This is a genomic window from Pseudolactococcus piscium, from assembly GCF_002441695.1.
Lineage (GTDB): Bacteria > Bacillota > Bacilli > Lactobacillales > Streptococcaceae > Pseudolactococcus > Pseudolactococcus piscium.
In genome coordinates, this window is the sequence record NZ_JXJW01000025.1 from 1 (window position 1) to 22968 (window position 22968).

Annotated in this window: 22 protein-coding genes and 1 pseudogene; all 23 read right to left on the reverse strand. The window is 39.3% G+C overall.

Annotated elements, in window-relative coordinates:
* Positions 1–235: 235 nt before the first annotated feature.
* Entirely contained in the window at positions 236–1654 is a 1419-nt protein-coding gene (gene pepV, locus RU86_RS10670; protein WP_096815291.1) for a dipeptidase PepV, read from the reverse strand.
* A complete protein-coding gene (locus tag RU86_RS10675) occupies positions 1651–2358 on the reverse strand; it encodes a hypothetical protein (protein ID WP_096815292.1) in 708 nt (235 codons plus the stop codon). Before RU86_RS10675 ends, pepV begins: the two co-directional genes overlap by 4 nt.
* A gap of 78 nt (positions 2359–2436) precedes the next feature.
* Positions 2437–4221 carry an excinuclease ABC subunit UvrC gene (gene uvrC / locus RU86_RS10680; RefSeq protein ID WP_096815293.1) on the reverse strand — a complete coding sequence of 595 codons (1785 nt, stop codon included), beginning with the start codon at positions 4219–4221 and terminating at the stop codon, positions 2437–2439.
* 73 nt (positions 4222–4294) lie between these two features.
* Complete coding sequence (locus RU86_RS10685; protein WP_096815294.1) at positions 4295–5248, reverse strand: alpha/beta fold hydrolase; 954 nt, start codon at positions 5246–5248, stop codon at positions 4295–4297.
* 246 nt (positions 5249–5494) lie between these two features.
* A complete protein-coding gene (rpsA, locus tag RU86_RS10690; protein WP_047915299.1) occupies positions 5495–6742 on the reverse strand; it encodes a 30S ribosomal protein S1 in 1248 nt (415 codons plus the stop codon).
* Positions 6743–6867: 125 nt separating this feature from the next.
* Complete coding sequence (gene trpA / locus RU86_RS10695; protein ID WP_096815295.1) at positions 6868–7641, reverse strand: tryptophan synthase subunit alpha; 774 nt, start codon at positions 7639–7641, stop codon at positions 6868–6870.
* A complete protein-coding gene (locus RU86_RS10700) occupies positions 7625–8020 on the reverse strand; it encodes a cytidine deaminase family protein (protein WP_096815296.1) in 396 nt (131 codons plus the stop codon). The genes trpA and RU86_RS10700 overlap by 17 nt, the downstream gene beginning before the upstream one ends.
* A complete protein-coding gene (gene trpB / locus RU86_RS10705; RefSeq protein ID WP_047915296.1) occupies positions 8020–9219 on the reverse strand; it encodes a tryptophan synthase subunit beta in 1200 nt (399 codons plus the stop codon). The genes RU86_RS10700 and trpB overlap by 1 nt, the downstream gene beginning before the upstream one ends.
* A 183-nt stretch (positions 9220–9402) precedes the next feature.
* Positions 9403–10560: a hypothetical protein gene (locus RU86_RS10710; RefSeq protein WP_096815297.1), complete on the reverse strand. Its 1158-nt coding sequence runs from the start codon at positions 10558–10560 to the stop codon at positions 9403–9405.
* A gap of 113 nt (positions 10561–10673) precedes the next feature.
* Positions 10674–11276: a phosphoribosylanthranilate isomerase gene (locus RU86_RS10715; protein WP_096815298.1), complete on the reverse strand. Its 603-nt coding sequence runs from the start codon at positions 11274–11276 to the stop codon at positions 10674–10676.
* Positions 11266–12036, reverse strand: a complete 771-nt coding sequence (gene trpC / locus RU86_RS10720; protein WP_096815299.1) for an indole-3-glycerol phosphate synthase TrpC — start codon at positions 12034–12036, stop codon at positions 11266–11268. The genes RU86_RS10715 and trpC overlap by 11 nt, the downstream gene beginning before the upstream one ends.
* Positions 12037–12204, reverse strand: a pseudogene (locus tag RU86_RS12515) (chorismate mutase); the annotation flags it as partial. It lies immediately after the preceding gene.
* 18 nt (positions 12205–12222) lie between these two features.
* Positions 12223–12318 (reverse strand): chorismate mutase, encoded by a 96-nt coding sequence (locus tag RU86_RS11925; RefSeq protein ID WP_143468114.1) that lies wholly within the window; start codon positions 12316–12318, stop codon positions 12223–12225.
* Entirely contained in the window at positions 12318–13322 is a 1005-nt protein-coding gene (gene trpD, locus RU86_RS10730; protein WP_096815301.1) for an anthranilate phosphoribosyltransferase, read from the reverse strand. Before trpD ends, RU86_RS11925 begins: the two co-directional genes overlap by 1 nt.
* 14 nt (positions 13323–13336) lie before the next feature.
* Positions 13337–13894: an aminodeoxychorismate/anthranilate synthase component II gene (locus tag RU86_RS10735; RefSeq protein WP_047915291.1), complete on the reverse strand. Its 558-nt coding sequence runs from the start codon at positions 13892–13894 to the stop codon at positions 13337–13339.
* Positions 13878–15254, reverse strand: coding sequence for an anthranilate synthase component I (trpE, locus tag RU86_RS10740; protein WP_096815302.1), 1377 nt, complete (start codon positions 15252–15254; stop codon positions 13878–13880). The genes RU86_RS10735 and trpE overlap by 17 nt, the downstream gene beginning before the upstream one ends.
* Before the next feature lie 445 nt (positions 15255–15699).
* Complete coding sequence (locus tag RU86_RS10745; RefSeq protein ID WP_143468115.1) at positions 15700–16341, reverse strand: hypothetical protein; 642 nt, start codon at positions 16339–16341, stop codon at positions 15700–15702.
* Positions 16342–16349: 8 nt separating this feature from the next.
* Entirely contained in the window at positions 16350–16961 is a 612-nt protein-coding gene (locus RU86_RS10750) for an ATP-binding cassette domain-containing protein (protein WP_096815304.1), read from the reverse strand.
* Positions 16962–16978: 17 nt separating this feature from the next.
* A complete protein-coding gene (locus RU86_RS10755; protein ID WP_096815305.1) occupies positions 16979–18970 on the reverse strand; it encodes a hypothetical protein in 1992 nt (663 codons plus the stop codon).
* Positions 18971–19136: 166 nt separating this feature from the next.
* The gene (locus tag RU86_RS10760; RefSeq protein ID WP_096815306.1) at positions 19137–19766 is read right to left on the reverse strand and encodes a hypothetical protein; all 630 of its coding nucleotides are present in this window, start codon (positions 19764–19766) and stop codon (positions 19137–19139) included.
* Positions 19759–20385: an ATP-binding cassette domain-containing protein gene (locus RU86_RS10765; protein ID WP_096815307.1), complete on the reverse strand. Its 627-nt coding sequence runs from the start codon at positions 20383–20385 to the stop codon at positions 19759–19761. Before RU86_RS10765 ends, RU86_RS10760 begins: the two co-directional genes overlap by 8 nt.
* Positions 20382–22430, reverse strand: a complete 2049-nt coding sequence (locus RU86_RS10770; RefSeq protein WP_143468116.1) for an efflux RND transporter permease subunit — start codon at positions 22428–22430, stop codon at positions 20382–20384. Before RU86_RS10770 ends, RU86_RS10765 begins: the two co-directional genes overlap by 4 nt.
* A gap of 13 nt (positions 22431–22443) precedes the next feature.
* The coding region (locus RU86_RS12125; protein ID WP_179296279.1) for a hypothetical protein at positions 22444–22968 on the reverse strand (525 nt) is incomplete at its 5' end.

The following is a 22968-nucleotide window of genomic DNA, read 5'->3' on the forward strand; positions in this document are numbered from 1 at the left end:
TAATAAGCTTAATTTCATTAACTAAACTTCCGAACTGGATATGTTGAGTTACGATTCGTGTCTAGCACTTTCTTATTTGATACATTAAATTATAAAGCAAGAGCGTAATTACAAGCAAACTTCTTTTTTTCCTACTACTATGAAAGTTGATAATTTTGATACAAAAAAACCGTATGGAAAGATACTTTCCACACGATTTATTATAGAACCTTTATTATAGATTTTTTAGCGGAACTTACTTAGCTAACTCATAAATGGCTTCTGCATAAATGGCTGCAGCGCGTAGTAAAACGTCAACTGGAATAAATTCATTTGCTTGGTGCATGGTATCGATATCTCCAGGGAACATGGCACCAAATGCTACACCACGTTTTAGCAAGCGACCAAAGGTACCACCACCAATGATTTGTTCATGACCTTTTAGACCGGTTTGTTTTTCATAAACGCTGAGTAGCGTGCTAACCAAGGTGTCTTCCATCGGTACATAGTGTGGCGTATGTTCATGTGCTGACTTAGTCACAGCAGTCACTCCTGCTAATGCAATGAGTACGTCATAAATCTTAACTGAATCCGTTCCTTGTGGGTAACGGAAGTTAACCGCAATCGTGTTGTTAGATGCACTATCTTCAAACTTAAAGACACCTGCATTCATCGATAAGGCACCCATCTTAGGATCTTCAAAGGCGACACCTAGTTTTTCTCCTGCATGGTCTTCTAATAGGATGGTCCCAGCTATCTTGGTAAAGGGTGACACAACACCGATTTCATCCAAGAATTTAGCAAGGTAAGTCGCCCCATTCACACCCTTTTCTGGCATGGCACCATGGGCTGAACGACCATGTAGGATGACAGTCATCTTGTCATCACTAGCAAGTTCTGATTCAAACTTAAGGTTTTTGTCTGCATGTTCCTGAACAAATGCATCAAACTTCGCTTGGATGCCGTCAAGATCTCCTGAAATGATCGCAGTTGCTGATTCAGGTACCATGTTTTCACGCAAGCCACCAGTGAAACTGTGTAAATGAACAGACCCAGTATTTTCACCTGCAACGTGCAAGTATTCTGTAATATTACCTTTTTCACCATTAATAATCGGGAATTCAGCATCTGGTGAGAAACCAAAGTCAGGATCAGGTAGGCCGACATGCTTGAAGTAATAGTCCATATCTCCCCAGCCTGATTCTTCATCAGTACCAGCGATGAATCTGATTTTTTTCGTTAGGGGTACGTTTAACTCTTTAAGAATTTTAAGACCATAGTAACAGGCCATAGTAGGCCCTTTATCATCTGATGCACCACGCGCATAAATCTTACCATCACGGATTTCAGGTGAGTAAGGCGCACTGTCCCAACCTGATCCAGCAGGTACAACGTCCATATGTGCAAAAATCCCTAACACTTCTGCATCATCAGGTAGATCATCTCCATAAGTGAAGTGACCGGCATAGTTATCCACGTTTGTAGTGGCATAGCCATCACGTGCTGCCAAGCTTAGAAATTGTTCTAAGGCCTTAACTGGTCCAGGACCAAATGGTGCTTCTGGTGTCACTTGGCTATCATCTCGTTCTGAGTTAATCTCTAACAATGAGAATAAGTCAGCAATCAATGCTTCTTTACGTGCTGCAACTTCTGCTTTAAAATCAATATTTGTCATTTTCGTCCTAATACTCTTTCTTTATAGTCTTCATATTCAGCTTCACTTATCAAGCCTTCTTCCATGGCAAGTTTAGCTGATGATAGTTTTTCGTACATGGTAGATGAATCATACACAATTTTTTGCTCAGGGCTAGGCTCACCACTCGGTTGAAATGGAGGCGCTTGAGAAAATCCCTGCATGTGGTCATTCATAGTCGACTGCGCATAGAGATGGCCATTCTTAATATCACTAACACCTTCTTGTATCCGTTTAGCGATCCGTCTGACCACACTCTTTGTCCAGAAAACAGAGAAATTATCGCCTAAAGACTCGACACGAACATGCCCCCAAATAATGTGCGTAATCGGCTCGATATTCTTGATATCATTTAATGGAATTGACGAGACTTTATGAAAGAAGGGCCGCCATCTTGCATAGACAAGCCGATTTTCATTGGTAATAATATAGGCGTAATAGCCTTGTGTATTGAAAAATTTAGGCATGGGCTGACCGCCTTCGATTTCATCGCCCTCATCATCATCGTAGTCAGTATGCCTGCCAATAAAGCTTGATACCGCAAATTCGTCATCTAATAAACTCTCTGCCACAACTTTGAAGTGTAATTTTTGTAACCAAGCACCCCAAATATTGAACCCTAATTTATTATCTCGTGCAAAGCGATACATATCATCTGCTGTCCAAAGCTGCGCTTTGTTAATCATTTGTCACCTCTTTTCAGGTTGTTCTTTTTTGACCTTCTCTATAGTTTATCAAAAAATGGAAACAATTGGAAAAAAAGATTATGTTTTTGGGTCACTTTTTGACAAAGTTTCCTTAATCCGCTTGGCAACCTCTAAAGGAATACCAGCTGCTTGTATCTCTAAAATCGTCGCTTCCTGTACTTTGGTTAGAGATTTAAAGGTAAGCATTAGGCTCCGTTTTCGCTTAGGTCCAAGGCCATCAATCCCATCTAATTTACTAGAAAAAGAATTCTTGGAACGGACTTGCCGATGAAAGGTAATCGCAAAGCGATGGACTTCATCTTGAATCCGTTGTAAGAGGAAAAATTCCTGACTTTGTCGGCTTAAAGGGACGATCTCCAGAGGCTCACCAAATAATAACTCCTGCGTTTGGTGCTTATCATTTTTGGCAAGACCTGCGATTGGGATATCAAGGCCTAGATCATCTAAAACGGCTTTGGCAGCATTGATTTGCCCAACACCACCATCCATGATGATCAAATCTGGTAGTACACTCGCTTCTTTAATCGCTCGGCTATACCGCCTGAGAATGACTTCTCGCATACTGGCGTAATCATCCGGGCCTATGACAGTCTTGATTTTAAACTTCCGGTAATCCTTCTTAGATGGTTTGCCATCTACAAAAACAACCATGGCGCTGACAGGACTCGTCCCCATGATATTGGAGTTATCAAAGCTTTCAATACGATGAGGCGTTGGAATCTGCATTAATTGGCCTAGATTTGTGATCGCACCACGTGTTTTCTCAACACTTTTTTCTGCTAAATCAAATTTTTGTTGTAGACTCACACGTGCATTTTTAGTCGCCAAATTGACCAGTTGCTTTTTTTCACCTCGTGAAGGCTGGATAACTTTAGTTTTGGTCAGGGCCTTAACAGATGCCAGATCAATATCTGCTGGAATAAATATTTCCTTGGGAACTAAATGATCATTTTCCTTATAAAATTGGCCGACATAAGTTAGAAAATCTTCATCAGCATCATTATAATAAGGGAACATATTCACATCACGCTGGATTAGCTTACCTTGTCTGACAAAGAAAACTTGGACACACATCCATCCTTTGTCGACGGCATAACCAAACACATCACGATCCTGCAAATCATGATTCATGACACGCTGCTTAGTCCTAAGGGTACCGATACTCTTAACTAAATCACGGTATTCAGCTGCCTTTTCAAATTCGAAGGCATCAGCTGCTGCGTGCATCTTAGCGTCCAATTCGGTAATGATTTTATCCTCACCACCAGTTAAAAATTTACTGATTTCATCCACCATGCCAACAAATACCTTAGGATCAATATCATAAACACAGGGGGCTAGACACTGGTGCATATGATAATAGAGGCAAACTTTCTTGGGGAGGACATTACATTTTCGTAAAGGAAAAATACGGTCTAACAATTGTTTGATTTCATTTGCAGCACCTACATCTGGATAGGGGCCAAAATAATAGGCATTATCTTTTTTAACTTGTCGTGTGATGAGCAGACGCGGATATTTTTCACGTGTGATCTTAATAAAAGGATAAGATTTATCATCTTTTAACATGATATTATACTTAGGCATGTTTTCTTGGATGAGATTAATCTCTAATAACAAGGCCTCAATATTTGATTCTGTGACGATAAACTCGAAATCAACAATCTCCGACACTAAGCGCTCAGTCTTGGTATCATGCGAGCCTCTAAAATAAGAGCGAACCCGATTTCTTAAATTTTTAGCTTTTCCGACATAGATAATCGTGCCGTTTTTATCTTTATGTAAATAACACCCAGGGTTATCTGGTAATAAGTCTAATTTTGCTTTAATCGTTGCATTCATATAGCTTTATTATATCAAAAAAACGCCCTCTCAGACGTTTTACAAGCTTTTAATTAACTGTGGATCAATTAACTTAGTTAGTTTTTTGTGTGGCTAAGAACTGTTCAACCAATCCCGCAATCGCTTTAGACTGGGTATGGTGTAAATAGTGACTACCGTCCAATACTGCTATTTGACCATTTTTAACATCGGTTAACATCTCTTTATGTAAGGCAGTCCAATCTCCGTCTGTTGTGTCTTTGACACTATCACTAGATAAAATATAGAGCACAGCATCATCCTTAGGATAGCTTAGTTTCTTACTCTCATTAAAGTTAGTCGCCATTTGTTTTGCTTCACTTAAGATGGCAGGATTGGCAAAGCCCATTAACGAAATTTTCCTAAAGTCTTTTTTCTCAGCATCACTTACTGGTGGATAGTTCAACATATCCGGATTTACCGCAGTTATGAAGCGGTAGAAACCTGAATTTCCTAGTATAGACAGGCCTTGGCTCACATCAGCATTATCACCTTTTTGATTGGGCACACTTGAGTCAATCCCAATAAAGGTCTTCACTTCATTTGGATAGCGATTCATATAATCCAGAGTATAAATACCAGAAATAGAGTGTCCCATCAGGCTATAGTCCTTGATGTTTAACGCTTGTAAAGCATCATGTAACTCAGTACTCATGTTTTCTAAACTTCGTTTGCTTGATGTTGTATCACTCAGTCCGTAGCCTAGAGGTTCAACCGTTACAACCCTAAACTGCTTACTTAGTTCTTTCCGTAAAGGTGAGAAATCAATGACAGGAGACCCTGTTGCAAATCCCGGTAGCAGGACAATCGTTTGCTTATTCTTTTCTCCCTCTATCAGAACAGTCATCTTATGGCCAGCAACCTTGACTTGTTGACCATATTGTTTGACTGACTGTCTATCCCTTGAGACCAATACCTTATTTGTGACAAATACTGCTGAAAAGAAAAGCACAATCACTAGCACAATCGCGACTATCACATATGAAAGATATTTAAACATTTTTTTCATTACTCATCCTACATTCCTTTTTTGATATAAGACTAGTATACCATGTGCGTTTAAATTATTTTCTAATAAACTACGCATGATATTTTCATTAATGAGACTATATATCAAAGAAAGTTATGCTTGGTTAATAAAAAAATCGCAAGAGAAATAATTCCCGCACGATTTTATGATAGAGCCGATTTATGCTAGAGAATGCATCATTTATGCCATCAAAAAACGCCCTTTCGGACGTTTTACAACCTTTAATTAAAAGTTGTTGATATCGAAATCTTCACCCAAGAAATCAGCAAGTGAGAAGCCTTCTTGTGTTTCTGGTAAAGTGTATTCAGGTTTAGTATTGCGACGTGGTGCGCGTGGTTTAGCATCACGACGTTGTCCACCTTGTGCAGCACTGCTACCAGCTGAATCATTTGTACGTTCTTTACGTGCAGGTGCTTCAGCAAGCGCTTTGATAGACAATGAGATACGTTCTTCAGCAGGTTTCACGTCAAGTACTTTAACTTGAACGGCTTGACCAACTGTCAATACGTCTTTAGCGTTTTCAACACGTTCCCAAGAGATTTGAGAGATGTGAACAAGTCCTTCAACACCAGGGAAGATTTCAACAAATGCGCCGAAATCAGTAATACGTTTAACCGTACCATCGAGAACAGTACCAACTGGTGCTTTTTCTTCGATTTCATCCCATGGGCCAGGCTGTGTAGCTTTAAGAGAAAGTGATACACGACCAGCTTCTTCATCAACTTTCAAGACTTTAACTTGAACAGTTTCGCCAACAGTTACAACATCGCTAGGTTTTTTAACGCGGCCATGTGCTAATTCAGTTACGTGAACAAGTCCGTCAACGCCACCAAGATTGATGAAAGCACCAAAGTCAGTTGTACGTGCAACAGTACCTTCAACGATATCACCTTCGTGTAAGTTAGCGAAAGCTTCAGCACGTTGTGCTTTAGACTCTTCTTCGATAACAGCACGACGGCTTAAGATGAAGCGTTTGTCAGCAGCGTTAACTTCGATGATTTTAGCTTCAAATTCTTCGCCAACAAATTTCTTAGTATCACGAACAAAGTAAGTGTCAATCATAGATGCTGGGATAAATCCACGAACACCGTTCAAGTCAACTGATAAGCCACCTTTAACGTCTTTTAAGACTTTAACAATGACAACTTCGCCTTCTTTGCCTTCAAGGTCAGTAAAAGCTTTACGTGCAGCAAGACGTTTTTCAGAAAGCAAATAAACATTTGCGCCTTCTGATTCTTTACCAACGATTTGCTTAACAACTAATAAATCTTTAACATCACCAGATTTAACAAAGTCATTTATATCAGCATCGCGCTCGCTTGTCAATTCACGAAGCGTTAAAACACCTTCAACACCTGTACCAACGATAGCTACAGTAGCTTGACCGTCTTCAACAGTTAGGATTTCTCCACTTACTACGTCACCAACTTTAACGTCACCGACGCTGTTCAATAATTCTTCAAATTCGTTCATCTTTTAAAAAGTTTCCTCCAACAATTTGACTCTACACATCCGTTAAGATAAATATAGTCCTAATGCTTATTTTAGCATAATATATAATAAAAAGAAAGCGATTTTAGATAAAAATCATTTTTCTTTTAGATTTGATTGGCACCGACTAAAAACGCTGCGATTTCCTCTCGTCTGCCGTCGTGCAAGGCTTGAACAATGTATGACCCAACGATGACCCCATCCACCACTTGATGAAAATTTTTGGCTTGTTCAAGTGATGACACACCAAATCCTGCAAGCACCGGCACGTCAGATAGCTCAGATAATCTGGCAAGATGCGCAGTTAAGTTGTCCGCATAGGTTCTGCCGACACCCGTGACGCCATTGACTGTCACGGCATAAATGAAGCCAGCTGCACCCGTGACAAGTTCAACTTGCCGCTCAAGAGTGCTAGTCAAGGTCACAAGTGGGACTAAGGTGATATCAGTAGCTGCTAAAAATGGCGTTAGCATGGCCTCATGCTCTCGTGGTACATCTGGTAAAATCAAGCCTTTCACAGGTGTTGATTCAAGGTCGGCCACAAATTTTTCGATGCCGTATTTATAAATCGGGTTGATATAAGACATAATCACCAAAGGAATATCGGTCTCGATCGTCTGTAGTGTGTCAATTACTTTTTTTAAGGTGGTTCCATTCGCCAACGCCCTAATACCAGCCTGCTCAATGACTGGGCCATCTGCTACTGGATCTGAAAAAGGGATACCGATTTCGATGGCACTCGCACCATTTTCTGCTAAAAAGGCGATTGTTTCTGCTAGACCATCTAGACCATCTGCATGATCTCCCGCCATAATATAGGGAATAACTAACATCTGACCTTGGTCTGATTTATTTCTTAAAAAGTTACCTAATGCTTTCATCTGTTCTCCAATCGTAGGGTAAAAGCTCGCTCAAGCTGACAACTGTATCCTCTGCAACTAAAACTGCTGTATCTAGATTAGCATCATTTAATTGACTTATAAATTCACGGCAACGACCACAAGGTGGTAGAATTTTTCCGTCTTTTATGGCAACAATTTGCATAATCTGACTACTACCCGCCGTAATCATGGCACTTGCTGCACCGTGTTCAGCACAAAATCCCATTGAACATGCCGTATCAATATTGATACCCGTATAAATTATCCCATCTTCTGCTAGTAAGGCACAACCCACAGACCCAGCAAAGGCAGTATCAGATAGGACTCTTGGCGAGATAACATTAGATGCTTGTATCACTAACTCAGTAAACTCAACCATTAAAAGTCACCTTTATCTGCACGGGCTTTGATTTGCGCGACATCCTTATCACCACGCCCACTCAGGCAGACGATAATCGACGCATCTTTACCATAGCGTTTGGCAATCTCTGGCAACTGGGAAATAGCATGTGAACTTTCTAGTGCAGGAATGATCCCTTCGGTCACACATAGGAGTTTAAAGCCTGCAAGTGCTTCGTCGTCAGTTGCTGACATATACTCAGCACGACCCGTTTCATTCCAGTGACAATGTTCAGGACCAAGACCTGGGTAATCAAGGCCAGCAGAAATACTATATGCTTCTGCAACTTGCCCATTTTCATCCTGTAATAGGCGCATCAAATTGCCATGTAAAATACCATCTGTTCCCCGGTTAATTGATGCTGCGGTCTCCCCACTATCCAGGCCATGCCCTGCTGCCTCCACACCAATCATGTCGACCGATGCATCATTAACAAAGGGATAGAACAAGCCTGCTGCATTTGAGCCTCCACCAACACAAGCCACGACTGCTGCTGGTAACTTACCTTCTTTTTCCAAAATCTGAGCACGCGCTTCACGGCCGATAATTGATTGGAAATCTCTTACCATCTCTGGAAAGGGTGCTGGCCCAGCCGCTGTTCCTAAAATATAATGGGTATCTTCAACACTTGCTACCCAGGCACGTAAGGCTGCATTAACCGCGTCCTTTAACACACTTGACCCATCCGTAACCGATACCACCTCTGCACCCAAGAGTTGCATTCTAAAGACATTTAGCTCCTGACGTTCAACATCAATAGCGCCCATGTAAATCTTACATGACATCCCAAACAAGGCTGCAGCAGTTGCAGTTGCAACCCCGTGTTGACCTGCTCCTGTTTCGGCAATGACCTTGTTTTTCCCCATTTTTTTTGCCAGCATGACTTGTGCTAAGGCATTATTAATTTTATGAGCCCCCGTGTGATTTAAATCCTCACGCTTAAAATAAATTTTTGCGCCACCCAATTTTTCTGTTAAATTTTTAGCCAAGTAAAGTGGGTTCTCACGTCCAACATAATCTTTGAGCAAATAGGCTAGTTCTGCTTGAAATGCCTCATCTGTTTTACTCGCCTCATAGGCTGCTTTGAGTTCTTTGACAGCATACATCAGGGTTTCTGGTACAAAAGTACCACCGTATTGGCCAAAAAATCCTGTATCATCTGGTTTATTATAAGTCATTTCTTCTCCTTTTTAAAAATTATGTAAACAAACTACTTTACACCTAAATACTAAAAATCAAGCAGAGTAACGTATTCTTAGAATAATAGTGTAAGAAAATAAATTAAATAGATACAAATTTTTCTGTTTATATATGTAAACCACTACCTATTTTTTTACTCATTATTTTTGATTTTTGTTTTATCAATTATTATCCACTAATTCTGTTATTTCAGCTTGTAGTTTTTCTTTCTCATATTTAAAATCTACTTCTGAAACTTTATTAGATCGTGTCAAACTATCAGACTTGACTTGAGCTAGTTCTAATTCAGAAATTATGCTTTCCACTCTGATTTCTCTTATAGCAAGAACCATATTATTATATTGAACAAACATTTTTACAGGATTAATTTTCAAAATATTTTGTAGCCCCTTATCAGCAGTTGCAAGATATGGCAAGTAAACTTTATCCAAATTCTCATTTTCAGCTACTATACTTTGTTCTAATAAGCGTACTTGAAATATATCCCATGCAGTGTTATAGATTTTATCCTCTATTTTTTTTGCAGCAATTTGAAGTTTCTCAAATGTTTTTTTAGTTGCTTCATCATTCTTTAGATATAAAATCAGTAGTATAAACTCATTTTCTAAATAGATATACAAAGTATTCAAGCAATAATCCATGAATTTTACAATTTTCTCTTTAATACTTATAGTACTGTTCTTTAAAATAAAAGCTTTCATCACATAGCAACATATAGCATTATATTGGCGATATTCGACACCATTAATATAACTATTTGCTGCTTCCCAAATTTTTTTCATCCAAGTATATTGTTCTGTTGTCAATATAGGCTTAATGCTACCTAAAAAAATTTCTATCTGAGTAACATCGAAAAATACAAATGATTCTATTGTTTCTCCTAATATTTTATTATTAACAGGAGTAGCAAATCTTTCCATTAATGCAGTAGAAATACTATTCGCAAATTTCCTCAGCTTAATAAGCTTTAAAAACTCTATAAATTCCGTATGTTGCTTTACTTTTCTATCTCTAAATATGTTATTAATATAGGTGAGTATATTTAAATCATAGTGTACTATTTTACCAACTAGTAAATGGTTTTCACTATTTTTCGAAGTATTTTTATCAATGATCCATGTTCTTTGATAATCTCCAAGACCGAGTAACTCAAAATTTCCTATTTTTACATTTGCTTCCCTTGTAGAAAAATTTGATTGGTTTTCATCAAATAGATATATTCTGCAATTGTCAATATTCCATTTCTTATATATATTAATTTTTTCAATCGTAGTAGAACAACTTAGCAACTCTTCTACAAAACTATAGATATCTATCATCTCTTTAACTCCACTCTCATATAGTTAAAATGATTAATATGACATTTTGAAAATAATATATTAAATTTCATATCAATACACCTTTTAAAATCTATTATTATCGCATTAAAACACTAGTAACTCATCTTTTCTATAAACGCCTTTATCTTGTCTAAATCCTTGACACCCGAAGTCTCGACACCGCTTGAGACATCAACACCTGTTGGCTTGAAGATACGAATTGCATCTAGCACGTTATCCGAGTTAAGGCCACCCGCGACAAAAAACTGATAGCCTGACAGCATTGCTAAATCAACCTTCTCCCAGTCAAACTGATGGCCACTGCCACCGGCAAATTTTGCTGGTGGTGCATCTAACAAGATGACATGTTGTTTAAAGGCTAGCAGTTCAGCTGGTAATTTGCCATCTTTAATCCCAAATGCTTTAATTACGGGAACAGAGAGTTGATCTGCGAAGTCAGCACTTTCTTGTCCATGTAGCTGAACCATATCAAGGCCAACAGTTGCGATTGTCATCTCGATATTTGCTAAGCTTTCATTGACAAATAAGCCAACTTTTTTTACAGTCTTAGGGACACTTCTCGATAAGTACTTAGCATATTCTGGTGTGACTTGTCGCTTACTCTCAGCAAAGACAAAGCCGATATGCGTCGCCCCATTTGCGACTGCAGCTGCTACCGCATCATCTGTCGATAGGCCACATATTTTAATCCACATGGCGCTTGACCTGTAACTGTTTAGCCGCAGCTGTCGGATTCCCATCTTTCATCAAGGCTTCACCAACAAGGACTGCCCTAAAATCAGCTGCCACTTGCTCGGCTTCTAAGTGTGACTTGATGCCAGATTCAGAAATATAAAAGCGATCTGCTTGCTGTAAACTAACTAAATCCAAACTGTTTTGCAGGCTAACTTCAAAGGTCTTCAAATTGCGGTTGTTAACCCCAATCAGCTCAGCACCAATGCGATGGGCAACCTCGAGTTCAGGTGCATTATGCACTTCAACCAAGACTTCTAATCCTAGGGAAATAGCAAACTGATAAAGCTTTTGCAAGTCAGATTCAGAGAGACAAGCGACGATTAATAGTACAATCGTTGCGCCACTATTGACTGCACGCACAATCTGCTTTTTATCGATGATGAAATCCTTGTTAAGGACAGGGATCGATACATTGTCTGCAACTAGCCTTAGATCACCGATAGAGCCCTTGAAAAAGACTGGATCAGTCAAAACAGAGATAGCAGATACTCCTGCTGTTTCATAACTTTTTGCCTGAGCCAATACATCAACTGTCATGTTGATTGCACCCAGTGACGGTGAGGCACGTTTGACTTCCCCGATCACTTGTAAATAAGCCTCGTCCTCACGTAAGCGTTGCACAAATCCTTTTGTTTGACGCACGGGTCTGGGTATCTCCATGACCATCATGTCGACTTCTCGTCTTTTTTCTGCAAGAATTTTATCTAAAAAGTTTTCCATTTAATCTCTTTTCTTTACTACTTGATGTTCTAGCTGAATAAAGCCAGCAATGATTTGACGATAAAGGCTTTCTACTAGCCTAACATCCGTACCTGTTTCAAGGGCATATCTGCTAACTTTATCAATCACTTGTGCAACTCGATCAGGTGCTTCAACTTCTTGGGCAGTCTTTTTAACTTGACAAGCTTACTTGACCAGGGCACCACGTGACGCAATTAGCCTAACCAGTTGCTGATCAATCTCATCAATTTCTAGTCTAATATCAGCTAAAGGCTTTGTCATTATTTTAACTCCTGCATCTCAACTAGTTTTGCCATGGCAGCACCACTTGCAATCACTTCACGCGCCTTTTCGATACCTGCTACTAGAGTTGGGACAAGACCTGCGGCAAAGAACCCAAGGCCTGCATTCAAGACAGTGACTTCAAGGAAAGGACTGGCTTCATTTTTTAAGACATTGGTCAAAATAACGGCATTTTCCTTACCTTCGCCACCTCTAATTTCCTGCAAGGTAACACGGGTCATCCCAATACTCTCATGGTCAAACGTATGGACTGTAATCTCGCCACTTTCATCTAATAGTGCATAGCGATTCAGACCGTCAAGACTCGCTTCATCCATGTTATTTGGACCACTGATGACCACTGCACGACGCCGGCCTAATGATTTTAAGACTTGAGCAGTGGTCTCCAACAAATCTGGTCTGGATGTCCCTAATAACTGTGTATCTAAGTCAACTGGATTTGTGAATGGCCCGATCAAATTCAAAATGGTTCGGACTTCTAACTCACGCCTAACGGGCATCACATATCGCATATTGGGATGAACATGCTGGGCAAATAAGAAAACCAAGCCAGTCTTGTCGAAAATATCTGCTAATTCTTGTGGACTATGATATAAATTAATCCCCAAACATTCCAGGACATCTGCCGACCCTGATTTTGATGAAATCGAGCGGTTACCATGCTTGGCCATCTTGACACCACCAGCGGCTAAAACAAAAGCTGCTGTTGTAGATACATTAAAAGAGAAAGATAAATCACCACCCGTGCCACAGTTGTCCATGGCTGTTGTGACTGTCGTGGGTATTTTTAAAGCCTTCTCACGTACCACCTCAACGATCCCTGTCATCTCTTCGACCGTTTCGCCCTTCATGGCTAGACCAATCAAAATCGCTGACAGTTGAGAATTTGTGAGTTCACCATTAAACATAGCATTGGCGAGTTGGTTGATTTCATAATGGGATAAATTTTCTCCCTGCATCAACTTCACTAGATTTTCTTTCATCTTATTTGCTCCTTTTATCCTTTTACAAAGTTTTCAATCATCCTTAACCCATCTGGTGTCCCGATACTCTCAGGGTGAAATTGCATGCCATAAATCGGTAGACTTTGGTGCTGAATCATCATGATTTCTTGGTCATCTGTCGTTCTTGAAATCACATCAAATCCCTCTGGCATTTCTGAGATGACGATGGAATGATAACGCATGATTTCATGCTCACTTGCGATGCCTGTCAGTAATGCGGATGGTGTCAGCGTCTCAGCAATAGATGTTTTGCCATGCATGACCCGCTTTGCCAAATCTAGCTTACCACCAAACACTTCAGCGATGGCTTGATGTCCTAGACAAACCCCTAAAAGTGGTTTCTTTCCTGCAAACTCGTGGATTAATTGCTCCATTTCACCCGCATCGACAGGCCAACCAGGACCAGGAGATAGGACGATTTTATCAGCTGTTTGGGCGACATCATAGAGCCTGGTATCGTCGTTTCTAAGTACGGTAACCGTATCAAATTCGCCGATATATTGGGCCAGGTTATAGGTAAAACTATCATAATTATCAACTAATAAAATCATTGCTCTCTCCAATCTTGGTCATCGCCTTAGCCTTGTTCAAGGTTTCTTGATATTCATTTTCAGCAACACTATCAAAGACGATCCCCGCGCCTGCTTGGGCATGGGCTTTGCCATCTTTAAGGACCATCGTCCGCAAGGCAATCGCAAAGTCCATATCTGAATTACTAGATAAATAGCCGATAGCACCAGCATAGATACCCCGTTTTGTTTTTTCTAACTCATAGATCCGTTGCATGGCACGAATCTTTGGTGCACCAGATACCGTACCAGCAGGAAGCGTCGACTTGAGCGCATCAAGACTAGAAACAGTATCTAGCAAGTCGCCTTTTACGACACTCGTCAAGTGCATGACGTAACGGAAATATTCCACTTCCATATATTTGGTGACCTTTACAGTCCCTGTTTTTGAAATCTTGCCGATATCATTTCGACCCAGGTCAACCAGCATCCGGTGTTCAGCAACTTCTTTTTTATCTGCTAGTAGGTCTGCTGATAAAGCATCATCTTCTTTATCTGTTTTACCTCTGGGTCTGGTTCCCGCAATCGGGTTAGTCACAACGACACCATTTTTAACTGATACCAAACTCTCAGGACTCGCGCCCATAATCTGATAGTCACCAAAGTCCAAGAAATAGAGGTAATTTGAGGGATTAGTCAAGCGGAGATTACGGTAATAATCAAATGGATTACCAGAAATCTCGCTTGTCAGTCGTTGACTCAGCACAATTTGAAAGATATCGCCATTTTTGATGTAGGCTTTTGCCTGGTCGACCATGCTCATAAATGTTGCTTTCTCAGTGTTTGAGGTGAAGGACAGTTTATTGAGTTTGACCGATTCAAATTCTGCTTTATGGGGTCTTGTCAGATGAGATAAGACTAACGCCATGGCAAGCGCCATATCCTCAGTAGACCTGCCACTATAGATATCTGACTCGACGATCGTAATCTGCTCTTTCTTATGATCAAAAATCAGATAAGACTCATATAAAAAGAAATGTAAGTCTGGCGTACCGATAACATCTTTCGGAATCTCGCCGATTGTCTCATATAACGCGATCGTATCGTAGCTCACAAAGCCAATCGCCCCACCTGTAAATGGTAAGTCTGAAACATCATTACTTTTAACAGTAAGCTGTTCCAGATAATCAAGCGGGTCTCCAGATTTCACTTGCCCATTATCAGTCAAGATACCATCCTGAAATTTAAGTTCATGAACCGGATTATAGGCAATCATGGAGTAACGTGAGTTCTCCTTTTCTCGTGGAATAGACTCGAGAATCAGCTTATGGCGTAAATCCAAGCGTAGATAGGCCAAAATAGGTGTGATGATGTCAGCGTTAATTGTTTTTCTTAGCGTCATAAACTTACTCTTTCTAGTATAAAATGTTACAAAAAAAGTCCTCGACGAAATGATTATCATTTCGTCGAGGACGTTATCACACGCGGTGCCACCTCGATTATAGAGAAAAAACCTAGCTTAAAATAGTATTTCCCTATCTCTTATTTCCCTCAAGCAAGGGAATGTGCGGTATCGAGCACTGACGTGATTCTTATCGTTTCGAATCAGATTTGAATGAAGATGCTCACTAACCTACAGGTTTTAAAGCATCTTCACGCATGATCGCAGCCCATTCACTTGACAAAACTCTTGTCTCGCAATCACCGACAAGTCTCTGAAAATTTTGCAGTCAAGTTACTTCTTCTGCTAATAGTTAAATTTTACGATTATTCTGATGACTTGTCAAGCTAAAAACTTATTTATTTTCACAAGTCTTTATTTGGCTTTCAAGATCACAGCCAACTGCCTATTTATTGATCTCCAAAGTTAATGAAATCTCGACAACAGGACTTTTAATTGCTAATAATTTATCATTTTCTAACTTGACCACTGTACTCATCTTGTCATTTGACAACTCAAAAGCTTCTGTTTCATACGGTTTTTCTGGACTATAGACACCCCCTTGTATTATGGCAACATCCGCCTTGCCACGCTTATTGATTATTTCTGGTAGCACCGTATTAAGAGAAATTTTATAGGTACCAGCAGGAAATTGTTTGCCAACTAAATAACTGCCACCATTGGTCAGCTTGACTGCCTTATTTTTCACATCTAGTTTTGCAAATTTTGCTGGTTTCATTTCAACTTCCTGCTGGCTTGCTAGTTGAACACTTTCCCCTTTATCAAAGAATTGACCCACAAGTGTCTGGCCAACTGTTGGCAGGCGACTAATCGCCTGTGCACCATCTTGTCCTTTAAGTGTCGTCACATCATAGTAACCTGACACATCGATTATGACATCTTTTTGTTCGCTCGTCTGATTACGTAAGGTCTGTTTTTGTCCGAGTTCTTTCAAAATATCTGTCTTAACAGGCTGTTTCAAAAGCAAGACGCCTCCAATGACAAGGATAATCCCAATTAACCCTAACCCCATTTTTTTGAACATCATCACCTACCTTATTTATCCTGCGATAAATTAATCACATGGTCAACGTTTTCATAAATATCTGGATCATGTGTCGCAAAAATGACCACGGTATCCTCATTAGCTAAGCCTAGGAGTAAGTCTCGAATTTCACTACCAGTTTTAGCATCTAGTGCACCAGTAGGCTCATCTGCTAAAATAAGCCTTGCACGTTTCAATAAAATCCTTGCAATCGTAACACGCTGAGCTTGACCGCCAGACAAACTGTAAATTTTTTGTGATAAGAAACTGTCGTCAAGTCCGACTTTTTGAAGCGCTTCAACTTGCTTTATCTTATTTTTTTCTACAACACTTAAGTTCTTACTGATACTGATATCATCAATTAGCGCATAATTTTGAAAAATATAGCCAAGTGTTTGTTTGAAATATGTTTTCTCCTTCATTTTCCAAATATCTTTATCCGCTAATAAAATCTGACCGCTACTTGGTTTTTCAAGTCTTGCTAAGTTATTTAGTAAAGTCGTTTTCCCACTGCCAGATTGACCGATTATGGCATAGGTATGCCCGGCCTTAAAGGATAGGTTAACAGCTTGATAAACCGTTTTATTGCCAAACGTTTTGCTTAAATTTTTAACTTGTAACATCTCTACCTGCTTTCCACTTATTCTAGAGCATCCTTAATCACGTTCAAGCGCTTAGTTTTCAAGACTGATTGATTCAGACACACGATGACCAGAATTTCCAGTAAATAAACACTTAAAATAAGCACGGCTAGCCCCATATCTTGAAGCACTAGACCACTAAATAAGCCCACACTCATCACACCTAAAACGAGGGGAGCAAGAATTAGAAGTTGTGACTTACCTTGATGACCTGAAAAAAGATAAGTTACAACGAGCATTTTTGCTTGTCTCTGATACTGATTTTTCAAATATTCCCATAAGATAAAACCTGATGAAATCATTACACCCAGCAAAACTAGCAAAGCACCTTGGATTTGGCTAGCAATATTTTCAGCTAATACCGCCGCATTTTGACTGATGTTATCGACACTCATTAACTGACTTTCATACTTATTTTTTTTCAAATATGGTAAAATCCCTGTATTTTTTACCAAACCATTTTGATATGGACCTGATATTATCTCCTGTCCCATGGCTAATAAATTACTATCTCTATCGATCAAGTTTTGATCTATCTCTATCAGAATCTGATCATAGACAACTTGTTTCGGGAAACGCTTACCAAAAGGAATAGCTTGGTTGAACAAAAATAGCTTTTGACCATCTGGTATGATCAAAACTTGAACTTGTTCCGGTTTTACCTCTGTATAAGCAAATGATTCTGCTAAAACATTATTTTGAATGCGCTTAATATCTTTCTCAAATTGTTTTGGTACATAAAGTGTTAGCAAGGTTTTTTTCGACTTATATCCATAATCATTTTTAGGGTAAAGCGTCCGATTCAGTTTGATGAATGCCGATGAGACATATTTCGTCTGTTTTGAGAACTGACTATCTGTCTCTAGCGGATTTTCAATATAAGTTTGATAAGCAACTTCTTTTTCCCTATCAAATTCAGAAGCTGAAAGATAGACAAAACCCTGCTCATCATTAAAACTTTGGAGATAAGTCAATTCTTTTTTTCTTTGTCCCACTAGCCAGTCATGATCAATCATATGATCAGCATTTGTGTTCTCTTGTTCTGAGTCATTAAAATTAGGCTTAACATAGTTTTTAAGGACTTGCCAATTTGTCAATTCTTTTTGATAGGTTTTCAGTTCAGTAACTGATTGTAAGACCGTATTAACTGATAGTGTAAAAATAACAATTGACATTAAAATACTGATGAGATAAATCAGTGAGCCCACACGATTAATATATCGATTTTTTAGAATACCTGCGATATCTGTTAGTTTAACTAGCACTATAAACAGGACACTTGCTAATCCTATCAACCCTAATAAGATAACCGACATGACTAAGAGCATTAAGCCAAAAATTTGACTGTAAACATGATCAAAACCACCATTACGCAAACAAAACAAGCTATAAATCAAGGTATTCACTGTAAATAGAGTAAGTAGGTAACATTTTAAATTAGCTAGTAAATAGGCGATTAGCCTACCAAAGCTCCTATAGACCATACTGGATTTGATTAAGAGCATTTCAACAGCATAAATCGTGATGAAAAATACAAAAAACAAGGTCCAAAAGCTTGGCGCACGTACCCCACTGATAAAGGTGATGGTTGGTGCTAGTTTGAGATTGATTTGATTCATCTTGAATTTCAGCATCTCATCTTTCAAGGTTTGCTCAAACCTTTTACTATTAGTAGGCTTCTTGATATAGTAGACGCCTGTTAAAGGAATACTTTTCAACGCATCAACATAGCGTACTTGCTTGCCAATTATCGCCGTTTTTGTTTGACCATTTTTAGTAATAAAGGCTTTATAAACAATGATGTTTTCTTCTCGTGCGACTTGATTTAACTTATCAAGTGTTTTTACTTTATCTTTTCCAGTATAATCTGTCACAAACATAATCGTATTGGCTGGATATTTGATATCCCGACCGATCTCTTTAATACTACCAACCAAGATGATACTTAGAAAAATGGCAAATAGGCTAACGATGACTATCCGTATTTTCATAAAGTCCTTTCTTTACTAGAAATCACGCAATTCGATTTCTTATTATACTAGTCCCTAAATATATAGATAGACAAACAAGTATAAACCCAAAACCACTCAGACGATTCATACTTGATTTTGGGTTTACGTTTTTTTGACTATAGTTAGTTGGGCCTGAACCAATACCCTATTTAACTCGTGACAATAACACACTAACATCTGAGTTTGATTTCAAGGTTAAGATATCATTTTTTTTGACGGTCAGTTCTTTTTTTCTTATCTTTTGGGTAAGTTTGATACTATTCATCTGGTCATCTGCTGCACCTAATTGTTTGATATTCAACGAAATAGAACCAGTTTCTCCGTCCTTTAAGCCTGCATCTGTCAACTCCCCCTCATAAGTCACTTGGTAGGTCCCGGCTGGAATTTGACTGCCTACATAGTAGGTGCCATAATTGTCTAACTTGATTTTGTCACCAGAAAATACGGTTAATTTAGCAGGTGCTACGCGAATTTCACCTGCTACCTCCAAGGTTAAGGTATCGCCTTTTTCAAAATATTCGGCTACTACAGTTTGTCCAACGCGTGGTGCACCAATCGCAACAATATCTTCAGTGCCACTCACCGTCTCAACATCATAGTAGCCAGTTTGCTTAATCTTTATAGCTTTAGGCTGATCCGTCTTATTAATCAATACTTGAGCTGTACCACCATTTTTTTCAGGTAATGGTATCGCATTGGCCTGTTTTTGATACCAGATCAACCCAACTGCGACAATAGTGACACCCAACAATCCTATTCCGAATTTTTTAAACATACTTTTTTTCCTTTAACGCCACAACATCGATCACTTGGTCAACTTGCTGGTAGACTGCTGGATCATGTGTGGCAAAAATGACGAGGGTATCTTTTGACACCAGCGATAAAAGTAGGGCAATGATGTCTTGACCAGTTGCCTCGTCTAGTGCGCCAGTTGGTTCATCTGCTAAAATAATCTTTGCCTCCTTTAACAAGAGACGTGCAATGGCAACCCGTTGTGCCTGACCGCCAGATAGCTGATATATTTTTGAGGTCAATAATGATGGGGCTAAGCCAACTTTTTCGAGTACAGCAATTTGTACCCCTTTATTATGTTTAACCATCGATAAATTTTGCGCTACAGTCTCATCATCTACTAAGGCATAATTTTGAAAAATATAACCCAAATAAGTTTTAAAATAGCGCTTTTCGCGCATTTGCCACAAAGAGGCTCCTGCTAATAACAGTTGTCCAGAACTTGGTTTTTCAAGCCTTGCAATCAGATTAAGTAAGGTTGACTTCCCACTACCACTTTCCCCAATTAAGGCATACGATTTCCCTGCTTCAAAAGTCAAATTAAGTTGATCAAACAGCTGATGCTTACCGTATTGCTTACTTACATTTTTTAATTCAATCACATCAAGTCACTTTCTCCTTTTAAGATGGTCATACGCTTGTGTTGCATGATCTCTTGTACAACAAACACGAGTAATAGGGTTAAACCGATATAAACGCCCAATGACCAGAAGACAAGGCGGACACTTGCTCCCTTATAAAACGCCACGCCCATAGCCAGGCCGATACCGATGACGAGTGGCAAACTCGTTTTCATGATTAAGCCAGCTGATGTTTTGCCTAGTAGGGTTAATAAGCATAACTTCTTAACAACCAAGGATAAACGTAATTTTAAGAATTCGTAAATCACAAAGATTTGCATCACGAATAGGCCTACCATGACAAGAGCTGAACGCACCATATCTCCTTCAGCTTGCTTTTGATAGTTGACCAAATTTTGGTAGGTATCAGAGATATTCACCACATCACGGCTTAATTCAGCTGCTTTGATAGCCTTGGGCAGTTTCTCAGCCAAATATAAGGTATCCAAAATAGTAGCTGAAACGTCTCGATTGACTGCAGCTGAATCTGACATTTGATCATAATCATATTGGGCAATGATTTGACCGGTCATGCGAGTCAAAGGTTGGTCATTATCCCTTAGCTGTGTCACATCGGAGACAAATAGTTTAAAGTCGTCGGGGATGATGATCACATCAAAATCTGTGGGTTTCAAACCTGAATTAATCAACTTACTGGTTACAACTGGTAAGATGTCTGCTTGGTAACCTTGATATTTTTCTGGCACATAGACTGTGACTGGTTTTCTATTTTTATAGATGCTCGCGTTACCCTCAAACAAAGTCTGACTTAACTTAACAAGACCTGGACTCACCTGCCAAGTTTTAGCAACCCATTCTTTTTTGATCTGAATCGTTCTTGTTGGTTGATTAAAATCAAGTGCCCCTATCGTTTCACCTGCGTCCAGCTCGTTTAAAAATGACATATCTTGCGGTACACGAATGAACAGCTTTTCATCTTCCGAAAACTGGCTATCAAATAAACGCCATTTTTTATTATAGGTATCTATTTTTTCATCATAAATAGCCCTTTCTTCTTTTGTTTTGGGCATATCAGTCATAAATGCCGGACTAGTATAGGATAACTGGGCAAATTTTGACACAGATTGCCATTTTTTTACTGACACTTGACGATACTTTGATGCTTGATATCCTTTTTGATAGACAGTTACCGCCGTTGTCATCAAGCTCATGCTCAAGATGATTGCAAGCAACCACATATAAGAAAAGAAACGGCCTGTTTCCTTATGCTTCAAAATCACAAGCATGGGGATTAAGCTAACATAGCTGAAAAAAATGAGATTAATCACTAAAATAATCAATCCTAGTAAGACCCCAATGACAGCTAAAATCAAGGCTAAGCTGATCACTAACATCGTGCCAAAATAGTGATTCGTGATACTCAAAACAATCCCAGTTACAAGCAAACCTAGGATGACGGATAAACCTTCTTTACCTAACTGTAATCTGATCTTACCAAGTGTCCGACCCACCATTACCTGTCGAATTTTCGCCATTTTTAAGGCTAATAAACTGACTGAAAATAGCATCAGACTCATCCAAAGCGTCTTCGTCCGGATTGAGCTACCATATAACAACTCACCTGCTATACCCTCCCATCCTGTCGGATGGACCGTTACTTCGGCCTTAAGACGTGCTAATTGCTTTTGTTTTGCCTTAGATAAGTTACCATCTACATAATAAATACCTACTGGTGATAGCTGCTTTAATAGGTCAGGATTTTTTGTCAGGTCAGATTTCTTGGGAGGGTCACCAAAAACAAACCCTTTTAAATCACCATTTTCTACCACACTCCGATAAATAATCAAGTGATTTTCGTTTGCAAACTGCTCAAGCGAGTCAAAAAACTGCTCACTTGAGGTTGACACCTTTGATACATCTAGACCACTTTGGCTCGGATAAGGTAACTCGCCTGTTTTAAATAAGCCAATCTGACCAAAACCAATGACTGCAAAAAAACAACTAAAGACAAACAGAACGATAAATCGTCCTTCCAACATCTGTTTGATTTTTCTTATCATAGTCATCGATCTACACCCATCATTTTACTGGTTTTAATACAACAGATAGTCCTAAATCAGTTGTTTTTACTGCTAAAAACTGCTGATTTTTCACCTTAATCTCGAGACTAGGCTTATCTTCTGTCAGCTTAAAACTCTTCGACTCTTTTATATTATCAGGGGCATAAACAACGAGTTGTACCTGCCCTGCCATGGTATTTCCTGATTTATCTGTCCATTCACTGAACGCGCCGTCGATCGAAACAGTATAGTCACCACTAGGAAACTGCTCTCCGATTAGGTAATTACCTATCTCAGTAAGGACATAAGCTCCTTTTTTTTCAGCAATTTTCTCAAATTTTGCTGGCTGATAAGTTGCTACTTCCCCAGCATATAAGCTGATGGACTCTCCTTCATCGACATACTGGCCTAGACGTGTTCTACCAAGTTCTGGAATTTGACTACGTGCTTTTTCAGCATCGTTTGCTTTCAAAGTGGTGATATCATAATAACCCGCTTTTTTGATTGTGACTGTCTTAGCTTCCTCACCCTCATTTTTCACAAT

Excerpts from the sequence above, each read along its gene's own strand:
- RU86_RS10750 (WP_096815304.1), bottom strand. The coding sequence starts at position 16,961 with ATGTTACAAGTTAAAAATTTAAGCAAAACGTTTGGCAATAAAACGGTT.
- RU86_RS10685 (WP_096815294.1), bottom strand. The coding sequence starts at position 5,248 with ATGAAAAAAATGTTTAAATATCTTTCATATGTGATAGTCGCGATTGTG.
- trpC (WP_096815299.1), bottom strand. The coding sequence starts at position 12,036 with ATGGAAAACTTTTTAGATAAAATTCTTGCAGAAAAAAGACGAGAAGTC.
- RU86_RS10715 (WP_096815298.1), bottom strand. The coding sequence starts at position 11,276 with ATGTGGATTAAAATATGTGGCCTATCGACAGATGATGCGGTAGCAGCT.
- RU86_RS10710 (WP_096815297.1), bottom strand. The coding sequence starts at position 10,560 with ATGATAGATATCTATAGTTTTGTAGAAGAGTTGCTAAGTTGTTCTACT.
- trpA (WP_096815295.1), bottom strand. The coding sequence starts at position 7,641 with ATGAAAGCATTAGGTAACTTTTTAAGAAATAAATCAGACCAAGGTCAG.
- RU86_RS10755 (WP_096815305.1), bottom strand. The coding sequence starts at position 18,970 with ATGAAAATACGGATAGTCATCGTTAGCCTATTTGCCATTTTTCTAAGT.
- uvrC (WP_096815293.1), bottom strand. The coding sequence starts at position 4,221 with ATGAATGCAACGATTAAAGCAAAATTAGACTTATTACCAGATAACCCT.
- pepV (WP_096815291.1), bottom strand. The coding sequence starts at position 1,654 with ATGACAAATATTGATTTTAAAGCAGAAGTTGCAGCACGTAAAGAAGCA.
- trpB (WP_047915296.1), bottom strand. The coding sequence starts at position 9,219 with ATGACTTATAATAAACCAGATGATACAGGATTTTTTGGCCAATACGGT.
- RU86_RS10760 (WP_096815306.1), bottom strand. The coding sequence starts at position 19,766 with ATGTTTAAAAAATTCGGAATAGGATTGTTGGGTGTCACTATTGTCGCA.
- RU86_RS10745 (WP_143468115.1), bottom strand. The coding sequence starts at position 16,341 with ATGATGTTCAAAAAAATGGGGTTAGGGTTAATTGGGATTATCCTTGTC.
- rpsA (WP_047915299.1), bottom strand. The coding sequence starts at position 6,742 with ATGAACGAATTTGAAGAATTATTGAACAGCGTCGGTGACGTTAAAGTT.
- RU86_RS10735 (WP_047915291.1), bottom strand. The coding sequence starts at position 13,894 with ATGATTTTATTAGTTGATAATTATGATAGTTTTACCTATAACCTGGCC.
- RU86_RS11925 (WP_143468114.1), bottom strand. The coding sequence starts at position 12,318 with ATGACAAAGCCTTTAGCTGATATTAGACTAGAAATTGATGAGATTGAT.
- RU86_RS10700 (WP_096815296.1), bottom strand. The coding sequence starts at position 8,020 with ATGGTTGAGTTTACTGAGTTAGTGATACAAGCATCTAATGTTATCTCG.
- RU86_RS10770 (WP_143468116.1), bottom strand. The coding sequence starts at position 22,430 with ATGACTATGATAAGAAAAATCAAACAGATGTTGGAAGGACGATTTATC.
- RU86_RS10675 (WP_096815292.1), bottom strand. The coding sequence starts at position 2,358 with ATGATTAACAAAGCGCAGCTTTGGACAGCAGATGATATGTATCGCTTT.
- trpD (WP_096815301.1), bottom strand. The coding sequence starts at position 13,322 with ATGAAAGAAAATCTAGTGAAGTTGATGCAGGGAGAAAATTTATCCCAT.
- trpE (WP_096815302.1), bottom strand. The coding sequence starts at position 15,254 with ATGACGCTAAGAAAAACAATTAACGCTGACATCATCACACCTATTTTG.